This is a genomic window from Acidithiobacillus marinus (assembly GCF_002847505.1).
Classification (GTDB): domain Bacteria; phylum Pseudomonadota; class Gammaproteobacteria; order Acidithiobacillales; family Acidithiobacillaceae; genus Acidithiobacillus; species Acidithiobacillus marinus.
Genome location: NZ_MXAV01000007.1, coordinates 36,401 through 49,869 on the forward strand (window position 1 = coordinate 36,401; position 13,469 = coordinate 49,869).

22 protein-coding genes and 1 pseudogene are annotated in these 13,469 nt (G+C 51.6%); 7 read left to right on the forward strand and 16 right to left on the reverse strand.

The features are described 5' to 3' along the window. Positions 1–222: 222 nt before the first annotated feature. The 4 genes from B1757_RS02880 (at position 223) to B1757_RS02895 (ending at position 2,153) form a co-directional block, all read left to right on the forward strand. Complete coding sequence (locus B1757_RS02880) at positions 223–720, forward strand: hypothetical protein (RefSeq protein WP_101536891.1); 498 nt, start codon at positions 223–225, stop codon at positions 718–720. 111 nt (positions 721–831) lie between these two features. Next, the gene (locus B1757_RS02885; RefSeq protein ID WP_101536892.1) at positions 832–1,230 is read left to right on the forward strand and encodes a lambda-exonuclease family protein; all 399 of its coding nucleotides are present in this window, start codon (positions 832–834) and stop codon (positions 1,228–1,230) included. A gap of 24 nt (positions 1,231–1,254) precedes the next feature. After that, positions 1,255–1,722, forward strand: coding sequence for a hypothetical protein (locus B1757_RS02890; RefSeq protein WP_101536893.1), 468 nt, complete (start codon positions 1,255–1,257; stop codon positions 1,720–1,722). A gap of 11 nt (positions 1,723–1,733) precedes the next feature. After that, complete coding sequence (locus B1757_RS02895; RefSeq protein WP_101536894.1) at positions 1,734–2,153, forward strand: hypothetical protein; 420 nt, start codon at positions 1,734–1,736, stop codon at positions 2,151–2,153. Between the two features lie 54 nt (positions 2,154–2,207). On the opposite strand, the gene B1757_RS02900 is transcribed toward B1757_RS02895, so the two are convergent. The 3 genes from B1757_RS02900 to B1757_RS02910 are packed head-to-tail and all read right to left on the reverse strand — an operon-like array spanning position 2,208 to position 3,998. After that, entirely contained in the window at positions 2,208–2,534 is a 327-nt protein-coding gene (locus B1757_RS02900) for a YbjQ family protein (RefSeq protein WP_101536895.1), read from the reverse strand. Further along, entirely contained in the window at positions 2,534–3,007 is a 474-nt protein-coding gene (locus tag B1757_RS02905) for a hypothetical protein (protein ID WP_143484203.1), read from the reverse strand. The genes B1757_RS02900 and B1757_RS02905 overlap by 1 nt, the downstream gene beginning before the upstream one ends. A 31-nt stretch (positions 3,008–3,038) precedes the next feature. Then, positions 3,039–3,998 carry a ParM/StbA family protein gene (locus tag B1757_RS02910; protein ID WP_101536897.1) on the reverse strand — a complete coding sequence of 320 codons (960 nt, stop codon included), beginning with the start codon at positions 3,996–3,998 and terminating at the stop codon, positions 3,039–3,041. Between the two features lie 455 nt (positions 3,999–4,453). Between B1757_RS02910 and B1757_RS02915 the strand changes: the two genes are divergently transcribed. After that, positions 4,454–5,062: a hypothetical protein gene (locus B1757_RS02915; RefSeq protein WP_101536898.1), complete on the forward strand. Its 609-nt coding sequence runs from the start codon at positions 4,454–4,456 to the stop codon at positions 5,060–5,062. A 362-nt stretch (positions 5,063–5,424) separates the two neighbouring features. On the opposite strand, the gene B1757_RS02920 is transcribed toward B1757_RS02915, so the two are convergent. The 10 genes from B1757_RS02920 to B1757_RS02960 all read right to left on the reverse strand — a co-directional run bounded on the left by B1757_RS02920 (position 5,425) and on the right by B1757_RS02960 (position 11,202). Further along, positions 5,425–5,952, reverse strand: coding sequence for a hypothetical protein (locus B1757_RS02920; protein ID WP_101536899.1), 528 nt, complete (start codon positions 5,950–5,952; stop codon positions 5,425–5,427). A 147-nt stretch (positions 5,953–6,099) separates the two neighbouring features. Continuing rightward, a complete protein-coding gene (locus B1757_RS02925; RefSeq protein WP_101536900.1) occupies positions 6,100–6,342 on the reverse strand; it encodes a hypothetical protein in 243 nt (80 codons plus the stop codon). Next, positions 6,339–6,569, reverse strand: coding sequence for a hypothetical protein (locus B1757_RS02930; protein WP_101536901.1), 231 nt, complete (start codon positions 6,567–6,569; stop codon positions 6,339–6,341). Before B1757_RS02930 ends, B1757_RS02925 begins: the two co-directional genes overlap by 4 nt. A gap of 117 nt (positions 6,570–6,686) precedes the next feature. Further along, positions 6,687–7,484, reverse strand: coding sequence for a hypothetical protein (locus B1757_RS02935; RefSeq protein ID WP_216360809.1), 798 nt, complete (start codon positions 7,482–7,484; stop codon positions 6,687–6,689). 353 nt (positions 7,485–7,837) lie between these two features. Beyond that, a complete protein-coding gene (locus tag B1757_RS02940) occupies positions 7,838–8,047 on the reverse strand; it encodes a hypothetical protein (RefSeq protein ID WP_101536902.1) in 210 nt (69 codons plus the stop codon). Next, on the reverse strand, positions 8,047–8,280 hold the full coding sequence (locus B1757_RS02945) for a type II toxin-antitoxin system HicA family toxin (protein ID WP_101536903.1): 234 nt from the start codon (positions 8,278–8,280) through the stop codon (positions 8,047–8,049). The genes B1757_RS02940 and B1757_RS02945 overlap by 1 nt, the downstream gene beginning before the upstream one ends. Before the next feature lie 106 nt (positions 8,281–8,386). Further along, positions 8,387–8,572, reverse strand: a complete 186-nt coding sequence (locus B1757_RS02950; protein ID WP_101536904.1) for a hypothetical protein — start codon at positions 8,570–8,572, stop codon at positions 8,387–8,389. Positions 8,573–8,583: 11 nt separating this feature from the next. After that, positions 8,584–8,745 (reverse strand): hypothetical protein, encoded by a 162-nt coding sequence (locus B1757_RS15315; RefSeq protein ID WP_172437572.1) that lies wholly within the window; start codon positions 8,743–8,745, stop codon positions 8,584–8,586. 127 nt (positions 8,746–8,872) lie between these two features. Continuing rightward, positions 8,873–9,475: a RadC family protein gene (gene radC, locus B1757_RS02955; protein ID WP_216360810.1), complete on the reverse strand. Its 603-nt coding sequence runs from the start codon at positions 9,473–9,475 to the stop codon at positions 8,873–8,875. A gap of 125 nt (positions 9,476–9,600) precedes the next feature. Next, a complete protein-coding gene (locus B1757_RS02960; RefSeq protein ID WP_101536905.1) occupies positions 9,601–11,202 on the reverse strand; it encodes a vWA domain-containing protein in 1,602 nt (533 codons plus the stop codon). 305 nt (positions 11,203–11,507) lie between these two features. Between B1757_RS02960 and B1757_RS15320 the strand changes: the two genes are divergently transcribed. Continuing rightward, positions 11,508–11,666 carry a hypothetical protein gene (locus tag B1757_RS15320; RefSeq protein WP_172437573.1) on the forward strand — a complete coding sequence of 53 codons (159 nt, stop codon included), beginning with the start codon at positions 11,508–11,510 and terminating at the stop codon, positions 11,664–11,666. A gap of 499 nt (positions 11,667–12,165) precedes the next feature. Here B1757_RS15320 and B1757_RS15980 read toward each other — a convergent pair whose 3' ends face one another. Both B1757_RS15980 and B1757_RS02970 read right to left on the reverse strand, forming a co-directional pair. Then, positions 12,166–12,405: a type II toxin-antitoxin system VapC family toxin gene (locus B1757_RS15980; protein WP_101536906.1), complete on the reverse strand. Its 240-nt coding sequence runs from the start codon at positions 12,403–12,405 to the stop codon at positions 12,166–12,168. Beyond that, entirely contained in the window at positions 12,402–12,614 is a 213-nt protein-coding gene (locus tag B1757_RS02970) for a type II toxin-antitoxin system Phd/YefM family antitoxin (RefSeq protein WP_172437574.1), read from the reverse strand. Before B1757_RS02970 ends, B1757_RS15980 begins: the two co-directional genes overlap by 4 nt. A 140-nt stretch (positions 12,615–12,754) precedes the next feature. Here B1757_RS02970 and B1757_RS15685 point away from each other — a divergent pair. After that, positions 12,755–12,877, forward strand: a pseudogene (locus tag B1757_RS15685) (transposase); the annotation flags it as partial. 54 nt (positions 12,878–12,931) lie between these two features. Here the strand turns inward: B1757_RS15685 and B1757_RS15690 are convergent. Beyond that, positions 12,932–13,339, reverse strand: a complete 408-nt coding sequence (locus B1757_RS15690) for a hypothetical protein (RefSeq protein ID WP_253253674.1) — start codon at positions 13,337–13,339, stop codon at positions 12,932–12,934. Positions 13,340–13,469 lie beyond the last annotated feature (130 nt).

The following is a 13,469-nucleotide window of genomic DNA, read 5'->3' on the forward strand; positions in this document are numbered from 1 at the left end:
CATCCGCTCCGGTATCATCTGATACTGGATCCTCTGCTTGCTTTTGCAAGCCGGGGAGCACGTCGCCCCTGGGAACAGAAGGTAGTCAGATGGAACTCATCTCGCTATCACGACGCATCTCCCACCCCACAGCTTCGGCTTTGGGGTTTTTCTTTGTGTGCTAGTCCATAGTTCCTGTCCGGCCTCTCCTTTCCGGTATTCAATCATCGTAAGGAGAGTGTCATGGGTATTCGTGTACGGATAGGAAGCAAACAGGATGACTGCCGCAGTGTGTACGGCATTCTGTATGATGATTCCGCCCCGGATTCATCGAATGCCGCATCGTTCTGGTGCGGCATTCTCAATGGCCCCGCTAACATTAAGGCGCACACCAAAAATGAGGTGTTTGCTCGTTATCAGTCGCGGGTTCTGTACCCAGGGGCTGAATACAAGGAAGTTCAGCATCTTCGGCTGACACCCAAAGATGCTTTCACCCATGGTTGTCTCACGTTGGCTAAGGCAATAACCAAGAAATTACTGAAAGCCAGAACGAGCATGTCCGGCCCTGACGAACCGATAAAAGACATGCCCAATTATATGTTAAATTTGGGGAAAGTGGTGGTACTCCCTTTAGGAATCGGATTCTGGGAGGGCGACCGGTCAGGACTTCAGCCAGAACCCACTGAGGTTGTGCAAACGCAGATCCAAAAAATACCGGCATCACAGCCCTGGATGTTCTAATCCACCCTTACCCCATAGCTTCGGCTCTGGGGTTTTTCTTCGGGCGTCATTCCATACTTTCTGTCCGGCCTCTGATGTTTGGAATTCACCCCCAACACAAGGAGAGATTTAATGAAAATCATCGAGATGGAACAAAATACCGCCGAATGGCTGTCATGGCGGACGGGCGGTATCGGCGGATCCGACGCCCCGATCATCATGGGCATGAGCCCGTTCAAAGACCCATATACGCTTTACAGTGAAAAAGTGGGCATCACTAAGCCCGCTATCCCGCACCCTGCGGCGGCCAAGGCCATGCAGCGCGGTCATGACTTGGAGCCAGTGGCGCGTGATCTGGTCAACGGCATTACCGGAGAGTTTTTTTCTCCGATCTGTGGCGAACACCCGCATCACCCTTGGATGAGGCTATCTGCAGACGGTATTTCCATGGATGGTGACACCCTCCTGGAGATCAAGTGCCCAGGAATAAAAGACTGGGAAACCGCCGTGTCCGGCAAAGTGCCGGAGTAGTATCTCGGCCAGGTCCAGCACGCCTTGGCCGTTTCCGGAGCCAACAAACTCCTCTACGCCACTTACCGGCCAGAGGCAGCGGAGATCCCGATCATTCTGGATGTATTGCCGGATCCGGAATTTCAGAAACGGCTTATCCAGCGCGAGTCGGCTTTCTGGAAAGCAGTCACAGATGAAGACTGGTCGGTTTTTGACCATTCTGTATCAGATTCCCTGCCCGACGGCTTTGCCGACCTCGCAGCGGAATGGCTGGATTTTCAGTCCATGGTGGAAACGGTAAAGAGCGAAGAAAAGCGTCTTCGGGAAGCCCTGCTGTCTTTCCTGCCGGAAGGCGAGGGGATGATCAAGGGTGCGGGTCTGGAAGTCTCCCGGAAGTATGCCAAGGGCAGCGTGGATTATTCGCGTCTGCTGCAGGAGATCGGTTTTGACACTTCCACATTGGATACATACCGCAAGGCCGACACCTTGCGCGAAACCATTCGCAAATCGTAAGGAGGAACGTCATGAATGTCAGAATCACGATTGTCAGGGCATCCAATAGCCCGACGCAAAAGGTTTGGGGTTGTATTATTCCCGATGGAGTGTCTGATGCGGCGATTTTCTACGGCCCAGGGACTAAGCTCGGTGGATCTGTTTACAGGAAACCGGGACATACCGCCATTACCATGCTGAACAAGAAAACTCGTGGAGAGTATTCCCCGCTTTATGATCTCGATGGTGAACTGGCTGACGGTGTTTCCACAAAAGAAGCTGGTGAAAAATTGCTGAGGGCTATTCAAACGGGCAATTTCGAGCAATTATTGCGCACCATCTTTACAAAAAGCACCCACAAGCCAGAATCTCCCTCCAAATCTCCGAGCATAACCGCCGAACGGATTCAATCGGCTGTCCGTGCGATCCAGTCTCCGGACTGGGCTTTCTGATTAACCCCCTCACCCCATGCTTCGGCCTGGGGTTTTTCTTTGTCTGGTCCGGTTCTACCGAATGACTACCGCAGTCCCGTAGGCCGTGACTTGTATAAACTCTTCTTCTTCGCCGCCGCCCATGGAAGATGTATTAAACCGGAATCCCACGATAGCATTGGCTCCGGCCTGTTCCGCTTGACTGACCATAGCTTCCACCGCACTCTGATTAGCGGTCATGACCAATTTTTCGTAACCCGCCATTTTCCCGCCAGTAATGGCCCGTATTTTTCCCAGGACGTTACCCAACTCGTTCCGAGAGCGTACTGCCACGCCATACACGGCTCCGAGCGTTTGTTCGACGGACTTCCCGGCTATTTCTTGATCGGTAACAACGAGCATTAGCCATTCCCCCCTTGCTCAGTACAAGTGACCAACTCTTTCAGAGTGAGCAGATCATCCATAGAGTAGGGCTGCTCCCTGGGGAATCGAGTCGCCAGTTCGCGCAAATCTTCCGAGACACCCTCTGGTAGATGGGCCAGAGTAAAGGCCACCAACTCTTCTTCACCCTTGGCCTCTGTATCCGTTACCGCATCTCTGGTTGATTCATCCCGACCTTTGGGTTTGGGCTGGTTCATCACCTTGGGTTCCGTCTGATAGGCTTCCATCTTAGACGTTCCGGGCTGCGATTTCACGGGCTTTTTATTGGGTCCTGATGTTGTTCGGGAAAAGTATTTCTCAGGATCCGCTCCGCCGTTCCCGTTCCGTATAGCATCCAGCAGCGCCATCCTCAACATGAGGTTGCGATACCGCGCAGGAATATTGTCAAACCAATCATACAGATCGGCATCTGTTTCTTTGACGGTAAAAATCACTCGTATTTTTCGCATCTGCCCGCCCTCTTGTTTATTTGTTCCGGATGTTCCATATCCCGGCGCTGATCCGGCGGAATCCCTCTGCAACAGCAAATCGGGGGTCTTCCACCAGCTCTGCCTGGGGCCAGTAGGCTTTAAGCCCATCGAACATCAGCGCAGCGCCACCGCCAGCCACGAGTATTCTTTCGAGCTTCCTGCCGGTATCCCCGAATTTGTTGGATGCGGCATCGAAGATTTCCGAAGCCAGCACATGCAGTGCCATATCTACTATAGGCCTGACATCGTTCGTTTGGCCGTTATATTTGATCGTTTTCTTCCAGAGAGCGTCGTCGGCATCCAGGTAATCAATTTTGTATCCCTGTTCATTGAGTTTTCGCATCACCAGATTTGCGGCTCTGCTCATGCCTCTGGCCGATCCTGCCGCCCCCTGCACCCATCGACCATCCAGCATGGCCATAAAGTCGGTCGTGTACCGCCCTATGGCCACCACCCCTAGATCGCCTGTGGCGTCCGGCTTCATGCTGCCGTTTTCGTCCACTCGATACCGCAAGGCGACCCCTGCGGGTTCCTGGTGGACCCGTACTTCGGCATCCGTACACACCGAGACAATGTTCCGCATCCGGAGATTCTGTTCTGCATAAATGGATGGTGGCAGTCCGGTGGCAATGCTGTGGATGCCCCCGGTATCCCGCATCACGATGTTGACCGCTCCTTGTACCAGCGCCTGAAACTCCGGCATTTCCAGCCATCGGTCATGCAGACCGGTCACAGCAATACTCCCCACTTCATGCACGGCGGTTTCGCCAAAGAAATAATCCATGCCATTCACGTCTGCCGTTTCGGTCTTGGCCTGTTCTGATGCTTCCTTGTCCGTGATGGTCATGGCGGGGACCGCCACGGACGGAAACATGGCCCGCTTGATGGTTCCATCCTTGCCCTGCCATGTCAGTTTTACAGCGGAATGCCCTACATCCAATCCTACACACGTCATATCAAAATCTCCTTTTTGGTTCCCAATATGGAAGAGTTTATACACTATAATATCATTCCAGGAGACACAAGAGCACTTCTGTGGACCTGAGAAGCACGAATACGACCACAGGATACCTGTAAGCACTCGCAAGCACTCAACAGAACTTGCGACAACCACACAATACCTAGAGAGGCTGCTTTATTCTCATCCTTTGAAGTCTTGTGTGGTCTTGTAGAGTCTTGTTCGGTCTATCTGAGTGCTTACAGATGCTCAAAAATACACTATAGTCATTGCGGGTTGTTATTCTGATTGTCTTTGGTGGTCCTCAAGAGTCCCTTTTAGTCCGAACAGGTTGTTACCTGTCCTTAAAGGGGCTCAAGAGTACCCTCAAGCACTCAAAAAAATGCAGCTTTGTGCTTTTCATAACCTTATAATATCATTGTCGGCGATATTTCTCGTCCACGGACCAAAAAATGTCTCCTGACCGAAAAATCCTGACCATCGAAGAATTTGCCGATGACCGCCAGATTCAAAAAACATCGAGCCGCGCCCCTGTTCCTGCCGGAAGCGACCCCAATATGACGGAATACCTCCGGACTCAACTCGACCGCACGATTGCCGCCCTGGGCGAGATAGACGAGACTCTTGAGCTTCATGGTCGGATTCTGGACACCTACCAGCCCAAGAGTAACGAAAAGATAGGATTGTTCTGGGAACGAAGCGAGCGACGGCTTAATAACGCACTGCAACCCAGAATGGTGCGTTGGCTCATGCGGCAGTTTTCTGGCCAGTACCGTTGGTTCTACACATTCCTCCCGCTGAAAGCCCTTTCCCGCAAAGCGAAGAGCAAGGGTGGCTGGGGGCTGGGTGTGGAGCAGACGCGGGAATCTTTGAACCGGATACAGGATTTGATCGAACATCGCAGATTGATCTTGCATCAGTGGGTGGGTTTATCGAGATCGCTATCCCATGCTGAAAATTACATATCCGACCTGGAGAGAGAACGCGCATCCTTGCGGGAAGCGATACCCAAGGGTCCGTTCTATGAGCAGTCCCTGAAATACAACCGCCCCCTGGAATAGCGCATCAGGCAAAGAAAAACCCCAAAGCCGAAGCGATGGGGTTGGGGAAGATCGTAATTAGTGCCGGGTCAGCAAATAAATGGCGACACACCCAATAACAAACCTGCTTCCAGACACAATAGTGTCATACCAATCGAGCGCAGACATTTCAGTGCTTCCTAAGCGCCACAATGAAATATACGATGACGAAAAATCCTCCGAACACCAAAACAGACTCAAAGATAGTGAAAAACATCAGCAATCTCCTTTCCCGACAATCAGGTACCCGATAAACTCAAACCCAAACCAATCTAAGACAACCAAGGCTAAGAGAATCCTCTGAAATATTTTCAGCTTTTGCATCCAAACTTTCAAACACATATTCACACCTCCTCAAGCCCGGCAATCTGCCGTAACCGCGCTTCAATCTCCCACAACACAGCATCCGCAATGGATTTCTGTTGCCTCTCTGGAAACGAGACAAAAGCCCCGATCCGGGTAATGCCCCCAATCCGGAAAATCCGCATCACTTCCCGGAAGTCCCGTTCAGCGGCATCCAGCGCATCATCGGTGACGATTCGCCCACAAGCCACGTTCTGATAGACCCAGATGCCGGGTATCCCGTCGAGATGGCCCTTGGTTTCTTCGGTGAGCCGGTACATATCACCGATCTTATCCCGCGCTCCTGACTTCAGACGCTGAAGATTGTCGCGGAAGACACGGGCCTTGTACTGATTCACCCAGCGCAGGTACTCGTCTTCGGTCTTGTACTCGTAATACTCGGCGGATTCTCGGTCATAGGGGATACCCAGGGTTTCAAGCTCGTACAGACGAACATCATCGTCCAGGCCGGGAACATGCTGGACGGCCCAAAGGGGAAAACGCACTTCACCAAAAAAATGATCAGACATAACACTCTCCTTGAGAAAAAAAACCGAACCCCATGTTCGGATGAATACCGAAAGAGAGAGTCCGGACAGGAAATATGGGATCAGCACCCAAAGAAAAACCCCAAAGCCGAAGCAGTGGGGTGAGGGTGAAATATCAGGAAGTTAGCCTTAAACTTCGCTCGGTTTCTTGGGATTTTCCGCAGATCTTATGCCATCCAAGGCGGCGATAATATCGTCGGTGTATCCGATAATTCCTTGCCATGACAAATACTTATTGAATGCTGTACGGACATCCATCTTACCTATTTCATCCAGATAGGCTTGAATATCGCTTTCCCCATCCGGCTCATAACCCATGTTCCGCATAATGTCAGTCAACACTTCGTCAGGTATTTCATTTACATCCATCATCGTAACACCTCCTCGATCTGGAACATCTGTTGGGCAAACGAAGATTCTACAATGGGCGTTTCTCGCCACAGCAACACATCATCCCCATCGGGATCCTGAACGGGTATGACATCCGAACCTTCACAGTCGTAATCAGCGATGACTGCCTGTAGCCCCGCTTTCTGGGCCTCATCATCGAGATAGACCGCGTTGACCAAACCGCCGGAAAGGCTAACCAATACTTTCATAAGAACCTCCATTTTGAGTGAATACCAAACCTCAAAGGCCAGACAGAAAGTATGGGAAGCACGCGGCAGGCAAGGGAAAACCCTCAAGCCGAAGCGTGAGGGTGGGGGCGGATAGATCTATGCCGCAATGGAGCAGCGATTTTGAATGGCCTCGGTTAAGAGGACCAACTCTTCCCCAAAAAAGTGGGCCGATACCCATTCTTGAGCGGCATCCAATCTGGAAATGTCCGCCTTTTGTATCCGATCCAGCGCCTTGATGAACAAAGGGCTTGGTTCTGGATCATGCTGGTCAGCGCAAATCCTGCCGAGCTTCTCCGCCAATTCCCAGAAATACTGGTTCTTCGCGGATTGCCGGGCAGCCTTGAGTGCCTTGGCATCCTTGATACCGGCAGACTTCATGGCTTCGCCGGCAGCTTTGGCTGCTTCCTGGGCCTTTTTGAAGTGGGAAGCGCCTTTCACCTCCGTGCCCTGGACCTTCACAGAGGCCGTGTGGTTTATAAACTTCCGACCATTCCGTTCTTCTTCAGTGGGGAAAGCGGAGATGACGATCTCGGTACCTAATCCCATATCAGCAATAACGGTTTCCAGCTTGGGCAAGAGCCTTTGGCAAAACTCCGTATCCACTTCCAGGGAAATAATATCTTTCCCCAGAACGATGCGTGCTTTCTGGTAGGTATTACCAGAGCCGTCCACATTTTCCTTTGTGGAAAATCCCATCAGAGGGCCGGACAGCTTTGTTACGAAACCAGCCCCGTGCTTTTTGAAGATGGCACGGGTGGCCTTGCACTTTTCTTCGGAATACCCCTGTTTCCAGGCGGACTCTCCGATCTCATGGCGAGCCTCGAATAGCGCCGCCTCGACGTTGGCGTCTTTGAGGGTGATAAAACCACTAACAACAGTATTGTGCGTTTTCATAAATAAATCTCCTTGTGTTGGGATGAAATTCCAAACACAAGGGGGGTGACAGAAAGTATGGGAGCTCATTATCCACTTGCATTCTATCGCTGCATTGCGTACTTTGAAACGGAGACCAAAGGGCATCCCCACACGAGGATGTGATCTCCTTCCCTGCCTTGGGGTTTTTTCTCAAATCTTTGGTCGGTGCAAGGCCGGCAATGTTCCGGGTTCTGTTGCAAGGAAGTTGCTGTAATTGAATACCCCTTACTGTTTGAGGGCAGCAGACGCCAGCCCAGGTGTGAACAGAGGGCATTTTCTTTGTCTGCAGGGCAAAGAAAAACCCCAGAGCCGAAGCTATGGGGTGGGGATGGTCAGGCTGCAGAAACTGCTACTTCGGAGACAGGCTTTTTCTCACCCGAATAACACAAATCCCAGGCTATTCTCAGTTCTGTTATAGCTTCTTCTGGAGAGTGTCCGCCAGCAGAGATGAAAGCATCGGGAACATCAACAAGCATAGCTTCCCACTGTTGAGTATCATGATCGAACCACAGCCGCACGGCGAATCCGTTAAATTCATCCATTACAACACCTCCTTGTCCAACGATTTCAGGAACAGACGAACCTGGTATCTTTTCGCTTTTCCCTTCGAGTCCTGAATCATCAAGCGCGTTCCAGCAGGCGATACCCATTTTGCATGGCTACCTTCATGGCCAGAGTAGCGCCATCCTTGCTGAGTGAGCAAGGTTTGGAACTCGCTATAGGAAAGTTCTGCCCCCATCTGGGCTTTTGCCAACAACTTTTCACGTTTATTCATGGTGTTCCCTTATTGCGATCTATTACCGGCAGGGTTAGGCAGGACAGAAAATATGGGAACGCACACGAAGAAAAACCCCAGAGCCGAAGCAATGGGGTGGGGGTGGTTAATGCTTCTTATGAAGCTTGAATTTTTCAGGATGGCGCAGGTATAAAGAGAATACCCACGCGATAATTAACCCTGATCCGCCTGCTGCCACATAGCCTATGTCGGCTGTGGTCCCAAAAAACACGGCAACGATCATAAAGATCAAAATGCCGTTTCCAATGAGATTGCTGATAAAGTCTTCCATAACGATCTCCTTTAGCTGCTGAGGCGGTCGAGAATTGCCAATGCAATGGCAATAACGGTCAGAACAGCGGTCGCAGTGATGGAAACTGGATCGGCGGAACCGGTCAGTGCCATTTTAGCAAGACCGGCAATAGAAGCATAGGCGGAACGCTCCGCCATTTTTTTGAAATTCATGGCCTGTCTCCTTTTTTGCCGATTGATTTCCTGATTACCGGAAAGGAGAGATTGGACAGAAAGTATGGAATGGCAGACGGCACCCGAAGAAAAACCCTCAAGCCTGAGCGTGAGGGTGGGTATTAGTTTACATGACTCCCATTTCCTGAAGGGATGTAGCGGTGTTACCACCAACGACCAGATGATCCAGCAGGCGAATCTCCACCAACGACAAAGCCTCTTTTATATGCTTTGTTATTTGAATATCGGCCCGACTAGGTTCTGGTAAACCGCTAGGATGATTATGGCAAATCAGTGCGGCCCCAGCATTGATGGCCAAACCAGATTTGACAATCTCTCTTGTGTAAACAGATGACTGGTTTATTGTTCCGTGGAATAGCTCCTCGAATGCCAGCACCCTATGCCGATTATCCAGCCAAAGAATGGCGAAAACCTCTCGTTCCAAATGGGCAAGACGGGTACACAAAAACCCTCTCACGGCCTCCGGGGAATTCATAACCAGATCTTCCTCAGTAGATAACCTCTCAGCGAAGCAACGAGCCATTAGCTCCTTGCTTGCGGCCAACTGTTCAATAACATTGTAAGGTGCGATCTCCTCAGCCAGATCATTGTGTCGCGGCCTGGAATAGCCAAAGACTTCGCTCAACGGTCTATTTGCGAGGCTTTTCGCCATTCTTTTCCCGACAACGCAGCTTAACAACACCTCATTGCTTACATTTTCCACGTCCATGACACTCTCCTTGCGATGATTGAATACCGCAAGGGAAAGGCAGGACAGAAAATATGGGAACGCACACGAAAAAAACCCCAGAGCCGAAGCTGTGGGGTAGGGGAAAAATAGAAGCCTGCTACAGATCAGACAAAAGACCGGAAAGCTCCGATCATGGCTTTCGCCGTATCCGCCAGTTCGCCGTGAGAAACACGGTCCTTGGCAAAATAAAAACCCGCCAAAGCTCCGATCAGAACATACCGAACTTCGATACCCTGACGCATCAACTCGGCATCCAGCGCGGATGTGTCTGACTCGTTCGCACCGCCGTCCGTCAGAACCAGCAAGAGCTTGCGGTCTGTTTCTGTTTCACAGACAAGCTGCTTACCCGCTTCGGACATCCCCAAAGGGAGATCCGTATAGCCGCCGGGAAACAGTTCCCAGGGATCCCTGGGTGACATAGGGGCTGAAGAATATCCCCGTCCCTGGTAGTAAACATCATCGAACCACGATGCAGACCAGTCGATGCCCAGCGATGCAAACAAGCGGACCAGTGCCAATGCGCCGGCAGCCGCCCAGTAGCTGCTATGTTCGACATTCATAACATCCCCCATGCTGCCACTGTTATCCAGCAGCAGATGCACGGTCATGGACCGCGAATCGCCTTCCACACGGGTTCGGAAAACCCTCCCGGTGGTATGTGCCGCGTACAGACTGCTGGAAACCACTCCAGACGTGCCCGTGCGCGTGACCCATTCCTCTTCCTGCGCTCTGGCCCAGAGTTTGGCTTCCAGAGGACCACAGATCTTCCGGTAGATCCGCTGGGACTCCACCTGGGCAGGGTTCAGACGGTCAGCATCATTCCCATGCTCCTTCAGAGGCTGACTGAGGGCTGGTTCGGGGGGCATATCTGAAACCTGTTTCCGCTTTACCGGCACCATCTCCGCCAGATCTACCTGATCCAGATCATCCTCTCCGGAAGCGGCAGCCTCTTTCGCGGCTTTCTGGCGGGAGTCCAGTTCGGAATCATCGGAATCAGACGAGTCATCCGAACCTGCATCCTCTCCGGAATCCGAAGAAGAACCAGATTCCTGATCCGGATCCTCTTCCTGATCCTCACCAGCCAGCAGCGCACAGATTTGATCTGCCGCGAGCCAGCAGGCTTCCGGACCAGAAGCCACGACCGCGTTATCGGCGATACCCAACATCTGCCACCACAAACGCTTGCCAAAGGTCTTGATCGCCTTTTTCTCCCAGGTCTGGGCAATGTTGTCCAGATCGTGTTGCTCCAGAAAGCCCGCCCGGTAGTGGAACAGCAGGCCGAACAGAACCAGGTTGCCAGGCTTAGTGTTCCGCCGGGGGTTTCTGAACCAGCCCTCACGAATGGCAAAGGCCACCAGAGTGTCCAGAAACTTCCGGGAACCGGGGTACTGCCTGAATCCCCGATGTTCAATCCGGGCGTCTTCCAGGGCGTTCTGGATGCGCTTTTTGAGGGGGGTGTAGTCGATTCCTGCGGGGGGTCTCCCATCGAGCCGACCGCCGAGATAGGTATGGCGAATGTGGAAGCTCTCATGACAGACGAGCCCCAGGGTGACATCCGCTCGCTCTTCATCTGCCAGAATCGGCAGGACAGGCAGGACCACTTTCTTGCCGTTGGTGTATGCCGTGGATGCCTTGGGATCCACGGTAACTGATATACCGCCCAGGCTCTTGCCCAGAGCGGCGGCGACTATTTGCAATGCTTTCATGTAAATCTCCATGTTTGAGCGAATACCAAAACTCAAAGGCCGGACAGAAAGTGTGGGTTGGCAGGACATGGGCTTTTGGAGAAACCCAAAAGAGCAGGGAAGCCGACAGGACAAGAGGGGATAGGGCACGAAAGGTATCCGGCTTCCTTTGCAGTCTTTGTTATATTTGCTATTAAATGAGTTCCTTTTTGGGGTGGCATTTATTTTTGCAATGAAAACAGGTGATTACAATCAAAAAATGGGCTTCTCTACCGGAAGTTGGTTGCGCTTTGGTTTCTGGCGAGTAAGGAGAAGGTGGGCGCAGCGTGCGCACGGTCAGCAAAGCTATCAAAAATCTCGAAGCTGCCGGATACATCGTCCGGCAAGTGCGGCGCAAGGCGCATGGCCGCTATCGTGGTGTCACCCACACCTATTTCACCCCGCTGGTGGCCGAACTGGTACAGATGCCGTACTACCCCGATTAATTGACGTTCCTCTCGCGCTTCTGGGTAAAGAATCCGGATTTGTTTTATGTAGTATTCGATGCAGAAAAGTTCAGCGACAGATAAGGGGGCGGAACGGGCGCTTTCCAGGCAGGAGGTGTGCATATTATCTGGAAACAGATTTGTATCTTATTGATATTAAATGACGCGATTTGTGTTTTACTGTTGTATCCGGAAGTAAAATAGTTTTTTATAAAGAAAGCGTTAGGATGTTAGGGCGCAAATAAATGGGGTTCAGGTGGTCGGAGGTTCAAATCCTCTCGCCCCGACCAATTTATCTATATTTTTCATTGTGTTGCATATTTTATGCAGGCATCAAAAAAGTTGTTTGGTAAACTTTTGGCAAGCCATTAGTGATGGCCCGACAGTATCGGTCACAATTCACGGTTCTTGGTGTTTGTCCAGATAGTGCCTAGTCATCTTCCCGGTAGAATGCCCCAAGAGCTTCAGGCTGCCCCACCACTTTCGTCCGAAGAACGCATCACAGCCAAAGCGTTCTAATGGGATACTTTCCAATGGCCGGATCAGGGGTGACCAATGTAAGTCCACGTTCGATGGCCTGGCAAATCAGCATGCGATCGAAAGGATCCCGATGAATCGGCGGTAGTTGCGGAAGATGACGAAGGTCGGTATCGGACAGTGCTATGCGCCGAAAGTCCGATGCGTCGATCTGGAAGAGCAGATAGTCAAAAACCGAATCGGATCCGCTCTCAATGATCAACTATCAGACAGGGGGGCAAAGGCATCCTCGACCCAATGTATTTTACCTTTTGCCAAGCCCATGGGCCGACTTTTCTTGGTCAGGATGGATGCCGAAATCGGCCGCAACTCGGCAATCGGTTTGTTACGACGGGCAATGATCACCGTCTCGCCTCGCTCTACCTTGCTGAGATACTCGGATAGCTGGGCTTTCGCTGCATGAATATTCACTATTTCCATCATTATGGACCTTATATCTGACCAACTCTCAAGGATTTTAGACCATGTTCGAGAAAAAAGCTGCTGTTTTCTGAGGTACCTTGAATCTCGTGGACACCCCCTATTGGATATAGTGGGTCGAGGAGGATTTTATGGGAAAGAAAGTGCAGAGCTATACGGCTGAGTTTCGGGCGGAAGCGGTCAAGTTGGTTTTGAGTCAGGGGCTCGGCTTACAGGAGGCGTCACAGCGCATATCCATACCGAAAGGCACTCTGAGGTGTCCTGACAATAGTGGATACCTCAGATGCAAATGCCGCCGTTTTCGCGGACTACGGCAAGCTGCGCGCGGGCCGGCGAAAAGCTGACCCAGTTACTGACATGAAAATCCGGTGCTTCTGACAGGGGCGCTGTAAAGCGGACGCAGGTCCGCGTCGGAAACTGGTTGGTATCCGGGGTATAATACTCTGGATTTTGAAACCAGAGGTCAGGACGGCTTTTTTGAGGTCAACGGCGACCTGGGGGTCATGGGGATAAGCGCGGTACATGGCTACCAGAAGATGAATTTCACCGAGCTGATCACCCTCCGCAGCCAGGGCTTTCTGCAGGAGCTGTAGAGTCGGCAGCAGGAGGGCGATATCTGGCTTCTGACTGTAAATGTTGCGCTCATAGACCAGATAAGCGGCATATTTGGCTTCTTTCGCAGCGACAGCTCCCTGTTTGTGCAGAGCATTGGCCAAATGCCACCAGATCGCATGAAATTTTCAGTCAGTGAAATGTGCGGTTTTCTGGAAGCTGTTATACTGATTTTGCTTGTATGTCCCCGGCCATTTTTTGAATAGAAAACGCGATGCCACTGCCGCACAGGAG

Excerpts from the sequence above, each read along its gene's own strand:
- B1757_RS02940 (WP_101536902.1), bottom strand. The coding sequence starts at position 8,047 with ATGGATGAATTTAACGGATTCGCCGTGCGGCTGTGGTTCGATCATGAT.
- B1757_RS02960 (WP_101536905.1), bottom strand. The coding sequence starts at position 11,202 with ATGAAAGCATTGCAAATAGTCGCCGCCGCTCTGGGCAAGAGCCTGGGC.
- B1757_RS02910 (WP_101536897.1), bottom strand. The coding sequence starts at position 3,998 with ATGACGTGTGTAGGATTGGATGTAGGGCATTCCGCTGTAAAACTGACA.
- B1757_RS02915 (WP_101536898.1), top strand. The coding sequence starts at position 4,454 with ATGTCTCCTGACCGAAAAATCCTGACCATCGAAGAATTTGCCGATGAC.
- B1757_RS02900 (WP_101536895.1), bottom strand. The coding sequence starts at position 2,534 with ATGCTCGTTGTTACCGATCAAGAAATAGCCGGGAAGTCCGTCGAACAA.
- B1757_RS02920 (WP_101536899.1), bottom strand. The coding sequence starts at position 5,952 with ATGTCTGATCATTTTTTTGGTGAAGTGCGTTTTCCCCTTTGGGCCGTC.
- B1757_RS02885 (WP_101536892.1), top strand. The coding sequence starts at position 832 with ATGAAAATCATCGAGATGGAACAAAATACCGCCGAATGGCTGTCATGG.
- B1757_RS02935 (WP_216360809.1), bottom strand. The coding sequence starts at position 7,484 with ATGAAAACGCACAATACTGTTGTTAGTGGTTTTATCACCCTCAAAGAC.
- B1757_RS02895 (WP_101536894.1), top strand. The coding sequence starts at position 1,734 with ATGAATGTCAGAATCACGATTGTCAGGGCATCCAATAGCCCGACGCAA.
- B1757_RS02950 (WP_101536904.1), bottom strand. The coding sequence starts at position 8,572 with ATGGAAGACTTTATCAGCAATCTCATTGGAAACGGCATTTTGATCTTT.
- B1757_RS15315 (WP_172437572.1), bottom strand. The coding sequence starts at position 8,745 with ATGAATTTCAAAAAAATGGCGGAGCGTTCCGCCTATGCTTCTATTGCC.
- B1757_RS02925 (WP_101536900.1), bottom strand. The coding sequence starts at position 6,342 with ATGATGGATGTAAATGAAATACCTGACGAAGTGTTGACTGACATTATG.
- B1757_RS02945 (WP_101536903.1), bottom strand. The coding sequence starts at position 8,280 with ATGAATAAACGTGAAAAGTTGTTGGCAAAAGCCCAGATGGGGGCAGAA.
- B1757_RS02880 (WP_101536891.1), top strand. The coding sequence starts at position 223 with ATGGGTATTCGTGTACGGATAGGAAGCAAACAGGATGACTGCCGCAGT.
- radC (WP_216360810.1), bottom strand. The coding sequence starts at position 9,475 with ATGGACGTGGAAAATGTAAGCAATGAGGTGTTGTTAAGCTGCGTTGTC.
- B1757_RS02930 (WP_101536901.1), bottom strand. The coding sequence starts at position 6,569 with ATGAAAGTATTGGTTAGCCTTTCCGGCGGTTTGGTCAACGCGGTCTAT.